The following is a 12536-nucleotide window of genomic DNA, read 5'->3' on the forward strand; positions in this document are numbered from 1 at the left end:
GGCGTGACGGATGCGCCGCATGTGCCGCCTGTGCCGACAGGCGATCGCCGCCGGGAAAGCGGCCCCGCACGAACACGGAACCCGGTGGCGGCCTATTCCGCCTGCGGCTTGTCGCGTCGCGGTCCGAAGCGTGCACGATAGTCGCGTGGCGATACGCCGACCTGCTTCGCGAACGCGCGCTGCAGCGCGTCGATACTGCCGAATCCCGATCGCTCGGCGATCCGTTCGATTGGCCAGTCGGCCCGCTCCAGCAGCGCCTTCGCGCGCTCGATGCGCGCTGCCAGCACGTACTGCGCGGGCGACAGTCCAGTCTCCTTGAGGAAATGGCGCGCAAACGAGCGTTCGCTCATGTGCATCCGTGCGGCCAGCGCGGCGACGCCGAGATCGCCGGCCGGATCGTCGGCGATCTCGGCGAGCAGGGCGCGCATGCGCGGCGTCGCGTGGGCGAGCGAGCCGAGCCCGACGCTGAACTGCGCCTGTCCGCCGGGCCGGTGCATGAACAGCACGAGTTCGCGTGCGACCGCGAGCGCGGTCGGCGCACCGCAGTCCGCCTCGACGAGTGCCAGACACAGATCGATGCCGGCCGTCACGCCGGCCGACGTATGGAACGGCGGATCGCTCACGTAGATCGCGTCCGGTTCGATCCGCGCGCCGGGGCAGAGCGCCTGCAGCGCCGCGCACTGGTTCCAGTGCGTGGTCGCGCGCTTGCCGTCCAGCCATCCGCCCGCGGCGAGCACGAACGCCCCCGTGCAGATGCTCGCGATGCGCCGCGTGTCCGCGATCCGCGCGCGCAGCCACGGCAGCACGCCGGCTTCCGACGCGGCGTGCCGCAGCGCCGCTTCATCGCCGCCGGCGACGACGATCGTGTCGATCCGCTCCGGCAGCGCTGCCAGCGCGACGGTACCGGCGAGGCGCAGGCCCGCATGCGTGACGATGTCATCGCCGTGTTGCGACGCGAGCGTGAGCCGGTACGGCACGGCGTGGTCGGGCAGGTAGCGGTTCGCGACCGCGAACACTTCCATCGGCCCGGTGATGTCGAGCGACTGGACGCCTTCGAAGCCGACGACGACGATGTCGCGTGCCGGGCAGGTTGACTGGGACATGGCGGAAAGTGCGGTGGAGTTGTCCTTGTGACCGCGAGCATGATCCTTGTAATTTTCCGGACGTGCAATCGACGGATGCGGGTGGACGATGCGGGTATGGAAGACAGGCGGGGCAGTACTGCTCGCGGGCGCGATGCTGGGTGCGTGTGCAGCGGGGCGGACGGCACCGGCGATGGCGGAGGACACAGCGCCGGTCGCACGCACGCTGACGATCGGCGCACCGAAGGCGGGCCGCGCGCGGCCGCTCGTTGCGATCGTCGCGGACAACGCGGGAACGGAGACGACCGATTTCATCGTGCCGTACGCGATGCTGAAGACGTCCGGTGTGGTCGATGTCGTCGCCGTGTCGGCCGACGAAGGCGAGGTCGAACTGATGCCCGCGCTGCGCATGCTGGCCGACACGACCTTCGAACGGTTCGATGCCGCCACGCCTGCGGGAGCCGATGTGGTGATCGTGCCCGCGCTGCATCGCGCGGACAGCCCGGCCGTATTGGCGTGGTTGCGCAAGCAGGCCGGTGCCGGCGCGACGATGGTGGCGATCTGCGATGGCGCGGAAGTCCTCGCGAATGCGGGCCTGCTGCGGCATCGCACGGCGACGTCCCACTGGTATTCGCGCGACGGCCTGCGCCGCCGCTTTGCCGATACGACCTGGATCGACGATCGCCGCTACGTGATGGACGGCGACGTCATGACGACGACCGGCGTGTCGGCGTCGATGCCCGCTTCGCTGGCCTTGGTGAGTGCGCTGGCGGGGCCGGCAGCGGCACGCGAGACTGCGCGGCGCGTCGGTGCGCAGGCATGGAGCGATGTTCACGACGGCAGCCGGTTCGCGTTGACCGCGCGTGCGGTGGCGGTCGCGTTGACGAACCGCGTCGCGTTCTGGCGGCACGAGACGTTCGATCTTCCGGTCGAAAACGGCTTTGACGAGCTTCCGGTTGCGTTGACCGCCGACGCGTGGGCGCGAACCTGGCGCAGCGACGTCGTCGCGACGGCGGACGCGCGCGTGATCGTGTCAACGCACGGGCTGCGGTTGCTGGCGCAGCCGGCGAATGTCCGGCATGCGCGCGTGACGATGCCGGCTGGTCGGCGTGGCGATGCGGTGCTTCCCGGCGTGCTCGACGATATCGCGGCCCGCTACGGCGATGCGACATCGGGCTGGGTCGCGCTGCAGCTGGAGTATCCGAAGTAGCGGCCGGCTTACTTCACCCACTCTGCGAGCCGGGGATCGGGAATGGGCAGGATGTCCCGCGACTCGGTGGGCTCGGCCACCCATTTCGTCCCGTTCCAGTGGAAATCGGCCTGCGTCTCCGTCCCGTGGCCGTTCGCGCGGATGACCAGCGTGCAGGCCGCCTGGATCGGGTAAGTCGGGTTTTTCGCGCCGATGCAGGAGCCGAGAAACACCATGACGTCGCCGAGGCCGAACCGCTCCTTCATCGCGTAGGTCGCGTCGAAGTCCGAGAGTCGATCCGGTACCGGCGTCGCGTCGCACGCGGCGACGCTCGCGGCAAGCAGCAGCGCGGCGGCGCGGCTGGCACGCCGCCAGTGCCACGGGCTGTTGGCCGAAGGTGCATCAGCGTCGGCGCGCTTCCACGCGCGGGAATGTGACGGGCAGGGCATTCGGGGTTCGGGTGACGGACACGACGGCCATTGTGACGGATTTCACCGGCACCCGGGCTGGCCGACCAGGGCCCCGACCCGAATCCCGCGCGCGAACGCTACGGCGCAATCACCGTCATCCTGAACGGCCCGCCATCCGGCCGCGCATCGAACTATCGGCTTCGTGCGCGAACGCCGGAGGCGGAGCGTAACGGGGCGGTGTTCCCGGTCAGGCCGAGGCCGTGCGCCGGGCGGACCAGCGATTCCACAGCATGCCGGAGCGGCTGCCGCTGCGGCAGTACGCGAGCACCGGCTTCTGCAGCGTGTCGACCAGCGCACCGAATGCCTCGATTTCGGCATCGCCGATGCGGTCGCGCTCGACCGGCAGGTAGCGCGCTTCGAGGCCCAGTTCGCGCGCCGCCGCGGCGATTTCATCGAATGCCGGATGCGCGTCGCCTTCGCCGTCAGGCCGGTTGCAGATGACCGAGCGGAAGCCGGCATTGCGGATCGCCTTCAGGTCGGCCGGCGTGATCTGCCGCGAAGCGGAAAACCCGTTCGACGCCGTCGCGCGACATTGTTCGATCGCGTGGCGGAAACAGGCGATCGCGAAGTCGACATCCTCCTCCGTCGTAAAGCGGCCGAAGCTCACGCGCACGGTGCGGCCGGCCGTCTCCGTATCGAGGCCGATCGCGGTCAGCACGTGGGACGGCGCGCCGCTGGTCGAGTTGCACGCGGACGTCGACGACACCGCGAGCGCTTCGCCGAGCATGAACGGGAAGAAGCCGGGCGCATTCACCGTCAGGCTCAGCGTGTGCGGGATGCGGCGCGCTGTGGCCGCGTTCTGCGTGATATCGCCGAGCGCGACCAGCGCGCTCGTCAGGCGTGCGCCGAGCGCCGCGATCCGCGCGGCTTCGCCGTCGAGCTTTTCGGCGGCCAGCTCGCATGCAACGCCCATGCCGACGATCTGATGCGTCGCGAGCGTCCCCGAGCGCAAGCCGCGCTCATGCCCGCCGCCGTGAATCTGAGGGGCGATCCGGTCCGCGATGTCGCGGCGGACGAACAGCGCGCCGATGCCCTTGGGGCCGTACAGCTTGTGCGCGGACATCGACAGCATGTCGATGCCGAGCGCGCGCACGTCGATCGGCGTCTTGCCGAGCGCCTGCGCGGCGTCGACGTGGAGCAGTGCGCCCGCGGCATGCACGATTCGGGAGATTGCGCCAATATCGGTCAGCGTGCCGAGCTCGTTGTTGACGAGCATCAGCGATACGAGGCCCGTATCGGGGCCGATGGCGGCCGCGACCGCGTCGGCGGTGATCTCGCCGTCGCGGGTGGGCGTCAGGTACGTGACCGACGCGCCGTGCTTCGACAGGTTCGCCATCGTGTCGAGAATGGCCTTGTGCTCGATGCGGCTCGTGATCAGGTGGCGCTTGCCGGTCGCGTTTTCCGCATAACCCTTCAGCGCGAGGTTGTTCGATTCGGTGGCGCCCGACGTCCAGACGATCTCGTCGGCCTCCGCGCCGATCAGCGCGGCGACTTGGGCGCGTGCCTGCTCGACCTTGTCTTTTGCCAGCCGGCCGGCGGCGTGCGAACTCGACGCGGGATTGCCGAAGATGCCGTCGAAGCCGAGGCAGGCCGTCATCGCTTCGATCACGCGCGGATCGGCGGGCGTCGTGGCCGCGTAGTCGAGGTAGTGCAGCGTGGTGGTGTCGCTCATGTCCTTCTCATACTCTTTTCTTTCGGAATGGAAGAAATGATACGGGGGACAGGCGGGAAAAAGGATCCAAAATTGGTCGTGTATTCAGCTTGATATGGAATAACGTTTTATCTGAATGTGGATTGGGAGAATTTGTTTTTCATCTCGACGGCGCCCGACAGTGGCGGTTTCGGCAGGTGGACGCACGCATGGCCGGGCGGGCCGCTCGTCTTTGCCGGCGTGGTTTCGTCAGGCCGGGCAACGGCGGCCAGGAGTGAATCGGGGTTGAGTGAAGCTCCGGGACGGGAATCGATCAGGTTGCCGTAATTGGGTCATTCTGAGTCGCCAATCGATACGCATCACGCACCCATGCGTGGAGTGCGGGCTCATATCTGGCCGGGATCGTGATCGTGAGGGTGGTGACGCGCGTACAGTTTCCCGGTAGCTCCAGATACCGCTGCCACGCCTTTCGTACCAGCTGCGACATCGCGGAACACGTCATGCCGAGTTCAGCCGCCACAGCCCGTTGTGAGCGACCCTTGACGAAAATCTCGTGCAGGGCCCACTGGTTCAAAGGCTTGATTCGCGTATCTTGCATGCGCAACAGGCGGAATTGTTCGGCAGTCATGCGTCGGGTCTTTTGCATTCAAACTCGCCCGGAGGTGTGAAGTGAAGAAATCAAGGTCGCGCCGCATGAAGTCTTGTGTCCATCGAACGCGGCGTCTTGACCTTCGACATTGAATGCGGTGTCGCCTTCGGCAATCGTGCCGGGACCGTGAAGCGGACACGAACACACGTCGCCGATGCGGGCGACCGAGCGCCCCATCACCTTGCTCGTTCCGGCTCCGGATTCGACCCGGCCGCCGTGGGTATGGACGTCGCCTACCCGGATAATTCCTCGCATATGACTCATCCCCTGAATGATTGGTGTGGTGCCCACGTTCGCACGCGACGTGCCGTCGCGTTGGTTTGCATCACCATGAATAGCCCTGCATGCCGTAGTTGGTATCGTGCCGGCGTCCCCACCACGGCAGATAGGCGTTGTTTCCGCCGCGTGCGCGGAACCAGTCCTTGTCGGGATCGATCGGCGTGAGCTTCGACGGTGGCCGGACAACGACCGCGGCCGGGTGATCCGGATCGGTCGTGCCGGCGACGAGTGCGTTGCCGCCGAAGTGATTGATCCGGCCGATGGCGAGCGCGACGTCGGTCAATGCGCTGCCTGTTCCCATGTCGCCAAGTAGGGCGGCCGTGTTGAATGTCTGTTTGCGGTGGTCGTATTCGGGAAGGGTTTCGGTCAAGGTTTGCGCGAGCACGGTAAGACGCGCCGACGATGCGTCGCTACCTTTACCTGCGTCGTGGACGATGTAGTTGAGGTCAGGGACCGCGATGCCGGCGTTGCGTGCCGCTTGGTCGATGGTCGCCTTCCACGCCTGCACGGCGCGGGTCGTGCCGACCTTCTGCGGAAAATCATGCGTGTTGCCGGTTGCGGCCTTGCCGATCCAGGCGAGGGGCTCACGCTCGGTGTTGAAGGTTGGGCCGGCGAGGAACAGCACGACAAGGTTCTCGTTGATCTGTGCATCCGTGGGCGGGAAGTTGGGTGCGTCCCAGTTCACTACCCAGACGGTCTCGTCGGGGTTCGCCTGCAGGTAGTCCAACGCGCTGTTCAGCGAGGTGAAGCCGGCGTTCGGCCCGCCTTGCGTGATCTGGACATCGGGAAGCGTGTTTCGGCTCCACATGGTTGGAAAGTATGAATTGCCGATCGAAAACGTCTTTCGAATGGAGTCCCGTAGATAGCTTTGCGATTCGGCTGCGTCAAGTCGTTCCGGAATCGCAAGCTCGACGCGGATGCCGGCCAGTTCGCGCCAGCCTTTCTTGTCATCAGGTTTGACCGTGTAGAAGTATTTCGCGTTGCTTGCATAGCGTGAGCGAAGCAGCAGCGGGAACTTGGTCATGTACTTGCGATAGAAGCCTCTAAATGTTTCTGCACCTTCGTTGCCATATACCAGCGCGCCAATCGATTGAAGCGTCGTGAAGGACTTCGGATCGGTCCGTACCATGTCGTCGTTCTTGTTCGGAGACACGAGTCCTTGCGTCCACAGCAATTGCCATTCGGTCGGGTAGTCCATGCGTTGCAATGGATTCAACCAGATCAAACCTGCAACCTGTGCCACGAACGGCTTCGCTGCTTCTTCCGCGGACAGCATCGCATGAGTTACGGGTTCCGTAGCGGGTGCCGCGTGCGCTGACCGTGCCGTGGCCGTGGTGAACAGGAGCACCATGAGCGCAGCCAAGCTGGGCACGAATACAAATCGTTTCATCCAATCTCCTATTTCCAGTTGGGTCGGGTCCGGTTGCTCTACGTGAGCCATCAGCGAAGCCATGAGTACGGCTGCGATCATCCATGCAGCGACCGAAACAGCGGCACGTCGCGGCCATGTAGCGATCAGTGCTTTCATCTTGCTCCCCCGACGTTCAGATAGAACTGACCTTCCCGTTCATCCGTGATCGTGTCCGGCATCGTGCCTTCACTGCTCTCTGCATGTATCCATTCGTGCATCGGAAGCTCATCAAGCTCTCCGCGTACAAAGTACTCTGCGTATTTCTTGTTCGGGTTGCCGTCGGGAATACCGTCTCCCATCCGCCAATCGGCTTCAATCCGTAGTGCTTTCATTTGCTCGGGCGTCAGGTAGCACCGCCCGATCGCCACGTCGTACGCAAGCGCCTTTTCAGCATGCTCCGGATTGGTCATCGTCGTGGAATGGTTCGTCGGGCTGTTGGTCGCACCACGATCGAGCCAGTCGACAATCTGCTTGTCGCGCCATTCCTTGTAGCCCTCCGGCATTTCGCTCTTGCCGCCCTCACCGATCACGCGGCCATCACCATCGAGCCATTCCGTATTCAGCGTGCGCCGCGCCTCCATCCGCATCAACGCGCGGTCCTCATAACGCTGTCCGGCTTCGCTCTCCGCCGTACCTTGCGCGACGCTGTCCTCGTCCTTCGCCTCGTACTGATCGTAGGGATCGTCCGCGCGCTTGTCCGCCTCGGGCTTGCCTGCGTCGCGCCAAGCGGCTGGCGGATCGTTGCCTTCGTTGAAGTCGCTCACCGCGTCGCCGTCCCTCGTTTCGACCGGCTTGCCAAACCGCAATGCCTTCGGCGGGAACGGTTCGTCGAGTGCCGGGGCGTCCGCCACCACGGTCCATCCCTTCGGCGGATCGGCGTTCACGCGGAACATATTCAAGGCCGAACTGATCCCGGTCAGCACGAACATGAGCGGCGCGGTTGCAAGCGTGGCCACCATCCCGAACACGGACTCGTTTCCCTTGAGCGCACCGATGAGATTGAACTGGGCCGGCGGCGAAGGCGGATACCAGAATCCGGACGTCTTTCCCTTTTGGACCTGCCGCCAGTCATCTTCCCAATACCGATAGGGTGTCTGCACACCGACGGGGAAGCCGGAGGCAAAGACGCGCTGTGTCAGCACGCCGGGGACACCGATATCGTTCAGTTCATTCTTGTCGACGCCGCGCCAGCCGATGCCTTGAACCGTGACCGCCGAAATCACCTGGTCGTGCGGACAGCAATACGCGGTGACGCGGCCATACGTCGATGCGTTCAGGCCGTGGCGAACCCGATCCTCTTGTGCCGCATACGACCTCTTGCTGGTTGGCGATACCCGTTCGTTGGCCATGTCTTCATCGATCTTGTCGGCGGAAAGTTCGTAGGCTCTTCGCGTGCGGATGATCGACAGAAACTTGCCGAACGTTTTCGTGCGCGCGGCGTAGGTCTGCCGTCCGCGACGGCCCTCGCCGTCCTTGGTCGCGCGTTGCGACCAGGTATCCATGAACGTATCGGATGGATTCGGACCGTCCGCACGCGCAAGGCTGTACGGCGCATTCGCCAGCACGTAGGCGTCCGCCACGCAATGCCCGTGGCGTCCCCACGGATCTTCGACATCGGGCAGCGCATCGCCGAAGAATGCGGCCGTCAGTCCCACGATGTTGCCCTGGCTATGGCACACGACGGTAATCGGTACGTCGGCCTGCATGCGGCGGATCGATTCGATCAACTTCGCAAGGCGCAACGCCGCGAGCACGCCATACACGCGGGGCGGCGCGCGATACAGCGGCCGGTTGGTCGGGTTGATGCCCTGCACGGTAATCCACCCGGCAGCGCGGTCGTCGAGGCCGCCGTGCCAGAGGTCGGGCAGGCTCGCGCAGCCGTTCGTGAACGGACCGCCGCCCCAATAGTCCTTCTCGTTCAGGAAAATCTTGTCGCCGTACTCTTTCAATTCCTCGGCTGTCGCGCGATAGCCCCATCGGAAATGAATGACCGGTGAAAACGACGGATCGGACTTGACGTAGTTGTCCGCGAGCAGCTTCGGATTCAGAAACCCGTCCGGCGTCACGCTTTCCGTGTACTTCGCAGGCACCAGCTGCCCGGCATCGATGCCGCGATACTTCAACTGATCGTCCAGCCGCCCGAGCCGGCGGTTCAGACCATCGCACAGCCCCCGCTCGGAGGCCTCGAACCATTCGCCTTCGGAGTTCACGCCGTGTACGAAGATGACGATACCGGGCAACGGCAGTTGCTTGATGCAGATCAGCCGGGTGCCTTTCGTCCACATCGCGACGCCTTCGCTCCGGCCGACGACGATCTGCGGCGGCTCCGGGCGCGGCGCCGCCGCGTCGGACACGTCGGACACGTCGGTCTTCGCGGCGTGCTCGTTGGCGCGGGCGTCCGCAGCCGGCCGAGGATCGAGAGATGAATGGGACATCCGGACTCCTGCGCTTGCATTAAACATTTTTCTTGGTGAACTGCACCGCCAGCCTCTCGAACCGGTCGGTATCGACCGCCGGCAGTTCCCCGGCCCTGTCGGTCGTCAAATCCGACAGCGTCCCCGATGCCTTTCGAATCTGTCCTTCGAACCCCGGTGCCGCGTTACCGTTCGTTGGGCGGATCAGCTTCGGGACGCGGCCGAGCGTACGTTGATCGAATGTCGGCAGGTCGACGCTCATGCTTGCGGGGCCATCCCATGCATGACCGTCCGATTTCACGGTGAACTTGCCAGGGCATCCCAGTTCGATATCGCTACCATGCAGCTTGAGATACGCGCCGCCGGACGTGACGAATACGACTTCGTCGCTTGCCGTGCCGGCAAGCTTGCCGTCGGCCGCAGTCAGCTGGATGCTTTTGCCGGACTCGATTTGCGTGTCGTCGTTCTGCGATTGAATGGCCACTTTCCCCTGATTCGCGATCGCCGATACGCCGTTGCTGTGCGCGAACATCGCGACGCCATGCCCGGCATGCAGATTGATCCGCTCGCCGCTCGTGATTTGCACGTGTTGCTGCGCAATCTGATCGATGTTCTCGCCCGCATACGTGACATGCGTTTTCGGCGTGACGTTCAGCGACCCCGCTTGCGCGCCGAACGCCATGAACGCGGATGCGTTGCCCGCGGCGCCGGATTCCGAACCGCCGGGGTTCCAGTGGCGGAATGCGCTGGCGATGTTGTCCTGGCCGGCCGTGTCGGCGGATTGCCCGCCATGCTGGCCGGCATGATCGCCGAGCGACTTGAACAGCGCCGTGCATCGATCGAGCAAGTGAATCAGTTCATCGCGATCGAGCTGACCACCGGTCGCGTGCGAACGCGCATAGGTCGTCAGCAGCATGCCTTGGGCGGCGCGCAACGCCGCAGCGGCGTCGGTACGCAGCTCCGCGCCTTCGCCCCGATCATTCCCGTGTCCGTCCACACGGGGCTGCGTCAGATAGCCGAGATTCAACTGGGTATGCGCATGTTCGCTTGCCAACTGCGCGGAGATTTGCGACGGCGTATCGTCCAGGCGTAGCTGGTTGTGCCGGCGGCCCCTGATTTCCCTCGTCTTGATCCCGGACACGTAGCGATTGCCCGGAAGCGCGCCGGTATCGCTGAACGTCGCGGGCGGGTTCGCGCCGTTGCTCAACACCCCGATGATCACCAGACGGTCCGGATCGCCCGACAGGCTACCGAGCAGGACCTCCATGCCGACACGCGGCAGGAACAGCGCACCGAAGCATTCGCCCGCGAGACTTGCCGCGACGCGAATCGGCGCGCTGTCGCCGGCCAGACCGTTTGTTCCGGCGCCTTGCGCGTGAGCATGGTCCGTCGGATCCAGCCCATGAATCAGCACACGGACGCGGCCAGCCTTGTCGCAAAACACCTCCTCGCCCTGCGTGCCGACGATCGTGCCGGTCAGCAGGTGAACCGGCGGCACATCGATCGTCGGATCGTAGGACGGCCTGAGCGGTACACCGCGTTGCACGCACGTGAAACTGTTCTCGTAGCGCGTGTCCGTTTGTCCCGATGCATCGGGCGGCGGGACGGTCGGCGCCAGGTTGCGGCTTGCCGCGAATAGCCTGCATGCGTGGCCCGACAGGTCTTTCGGCAGGTTGTTGCGGATGACGTGTCGAATCGAGGTGACGACAAATCGACGATGATCGATCGACTTCATATCCAGCTCGGGGTCGCCCGCCAGCGTGAACCCGTGCCCAACCAGCATGTCGCGCACGGTGCCGATGCCTTCGAAGCGCGCGGCTTCGAACTGATGCGCCAGCATCCGGTCGTGCGTGATGCGCGCGTGATCGTTCCACGAGTCGCCGACGTGCGGGATATCGATCGCGACGTCGGTCAGCAGGCGCGCAAGATCATTCCCCGACTCGCCCTGATCGATGCCGGTGACGGCCGCGCAATCGTCCACACGAGCGGTTTTGTAATCCCATGACGGGCGGCGGACTTTGCCGGGCGACAGACGCTGGTCGTACGCAAAGAGGGTGACGGTGTCGCTTTGCTCGACGCCGCCGTCGCGCGGGTGAAGGCGTACGGTGCCGGCGGGTGCGTCCGGCAGACGATGCGGATCGTCGCAGAACACGAGTGTGTGAATCGGCCGCTCATCGGTCACGCCGCGTATCCCTTCGATCGGGCCGGCTTTCGCAAAGACCGTGATGCCTTCCCGGCGCAGCAGGCGTCGAATGAAGCGTGCGTCGGACTCGTTGACCTGCCGCGTCAGTTCGCGTGCCGGATAGCGTTCGGCCTGCAATGTCGACAGGTCGAAATCGAACGCTCGCGCGAGGGCGGGGCTACGCTGTTTCCACTCGCTCATCAGCGTCGCCAGAATGTCCGGCACGCTGCACGAGCGGAACAGGCGGGCGTTCGTGCGCCGGTCCATCAGCGACAGGGCGTCGCACACTTGCAGCTGATACGCGGTCAGTTCGCCGTCGGATTGACCGGTTCGCACTTCGTGCACGATCGCGTTGATGGCCCGGAGGTTGCCCCGATCGGTCGTCAGCCGGACCGATACGGGCAAACCGAGAAACAGCGCAGGCGGCAGATGATCGTAGGTGGACACGCAGGTCAGTTGCCCTTCGATGCCCGACATCAGGCCCTCGCGGATATCGGCGTGATGGAGCGCCAGCAGATGGCCGACTGCGCGTTGCGCCTGCCCGAAATGGAGATCGACCGGCCGCCTGTTCCCGACGGCCAGACCGGACGCAAAATCCCGGAATGTTTTTGTTATCGACATCACTACGATCTCATGATTTATGTTCTTGATTCGTATTAGTTCGAACGGGTCTCTCGGTGTAATAAACGAATGCGCTCTGAAATATTCGGTTAAGAATATCGATGTCGTGCTGGATATGAAATGAATTTTTATTTTTAGATAACGTTTTAATTTGGATGAAACGGTATTTGACGTTTTTGATGATTATTTTATTTAATAAAAGTCTTGCTTCGAGGCGTGTTGGCCGCGTCCGAAAGGTCGATGTGGCAATCGGTCAGAAGTATTCTTGTTGATCAGATCGAAGTTTGATTATTCGGAAATAGTATTTGTCCCATATCGAACGAAGCGCGCTGCCATTTCAACAGACGAAAAACTCGCCCGCCGAGAGGTTTGGCCCCGATTGCCCCTTCGGGCGATACAGGATGAATCGCACCATCTACCGGCTTGAAGAGGCCGGTGCCCAGCCTGTCGGATGGTGTTGCATGGCCCGCGTGGGCGATTGCGATGTCTATCAGGGATTCCCCCGTCACGCCCGAGCGAGCGCCATGTCTACCTTGTGCGCACCCGCTCCACGCCCTCCTGCCGCCCCTTTCTGCCCGCTCCACCCGA

At 64.2% G+C, this 12536-nt stretch carries 10 protein-coding genes; 2 read left to right on the plus strand and 8 right to left on the minus strand.

Annotated features, from left to right (window positions below):
* Positions 1-92: 92 nt before the first annotated feature.
* Positions 93-1103, minus strand: coding sequence for a helix-turn-helix domain-containing protein (locus tag G3N61_RS04595; protein ID WP_205821704.1), 1011 nt, complete (start codon positions 1101-1103; stop codon positions 93-95).
* A gap of 172 nt (positions 1104-1275) precedes the next feature.
* Between G3N61_RS04595 and G3N61_RS04600 the strand changes: the two genes are divergently transcribed.
* Complete coding sequence (locus G3N61_RS04600; protein ID WP_241017569.1) at positions 1276-2292, plus strand: DJ-1/PfpI family protein; 1017 nt, start codon at positions 1276-1278, stop codon at positions 2290-2292.
* Between the two features lie 8 nt (positions 2293-2300).
* On the opposite strand, the gene G3N61_RS04605 is transcribed toward G3N61_RS04600, so the two are convergent.
* The 7 genes from G3N61_RS04605 to G3N61_RS04635 all read right to left on the minus strand — a co-directional run bounded on the left by G3N61_RS04605 (position 2301) and on the right by G3N61_RS04635 (position 11804).
* The gene (locus tag G3N61_RS04605; RefSeq protein ID WP_205821705.1) at positions 2301-2720 is read right to left on the minus strand and encodes a hypothetical protein; all 420 of its coding nucleotides are present in this window, start codon (positions 2718-2720) and stop codon (positions 2301-2303) included.
* Between the two features lie 208 nt (positions 2721-2928).
* A complete protein-coding gene (locus G3N61_RS04610) occupies positions 2929-4413 on the minus strand; it encodes an aminotransferase class V-fold PLP-dependent enzyme (protein WP_205821706.1) in 1485 nt (494 codons plus the stop codon).
* Positions 4414-4705: 292 nt separating this feature from the next.
* A complete protein-coding gene (locus G3N61_RS04615) occupies positions 4706-5038 on the minus strand; it encodes a TrfB-related DNA-binding protein (RefSeq protein ID WP_205821707.1) in 333 nt (110 codons plus the stop codon).
* Positions 5039-5296, minus strand: a complete 258-nt coding sequence (locus tag G3N61_RS04620; RefSeq protein WP_205821736.1) for a PAAR domain-containing protein — start codon at positions 5294-5296, stop codon at positions 5039-5041. It abuts the gene before it with no gap.
* 70 nt (positions 5297-5366) lie between these two features.
* Entirely contained in the window at positions 5367-6848 is a 1482-nt protein-coding gene (locus G3N61_RS04625) for a virulence factor (RefSeq protein WP_241017570.1), read from the minus strand.
* Complete coding sequence (locus tag G3N61_RS04630) at positions 6845-9166, minus strand: hypothetical protein (protein WP_205821708.1); 2322 nt, start codon at positions 9164-9166, stop codon at positions 6845-6847. The genes G3N61_RS04625 and G3N61_RS04630 overlap by 4 nt, the downstream gene beginning before the upstream one ends.
* Positions 9167-9185: 19 nt before the next feature.
* The gene (locus tag G3N61_RS04635) at positions 9186-11804 is read right to left on the minus strand and encodes a type VI secretion system Vgr family protein (protein WP_241017571.1); all 2619 of its coding nucleotides are present in this window, start codon (positions 11802-11804) and stop codon (positions 9186-9188) included.
* Positions 11805-11828: 24 nt separating this feature from the next.
* Between G3N61_RS04635 and G3N61_RS39425 the strand changes: the two genes are divergently transcribed.
* Entirely contained in the window at positions 11829-11987 is a 159-nt protein-coding gene (locus G3N61_RS39425; protein WP_241017572.1) for a hypothetical protein, read from the plus strand.
* The last annotated feature ends 549 nt before the right edge of the window (positions 11988-12536 follow it).

This window comes from Burkholderia sp. Ac-20349 (assembly GCF_017104865.1).
GTDB lineage: Bacteria > Pseudomonadota > Gammaproteobacteria > Burkholderiales > Burkholderiaceae > Burkholderia > Burkholderia aenigmatica.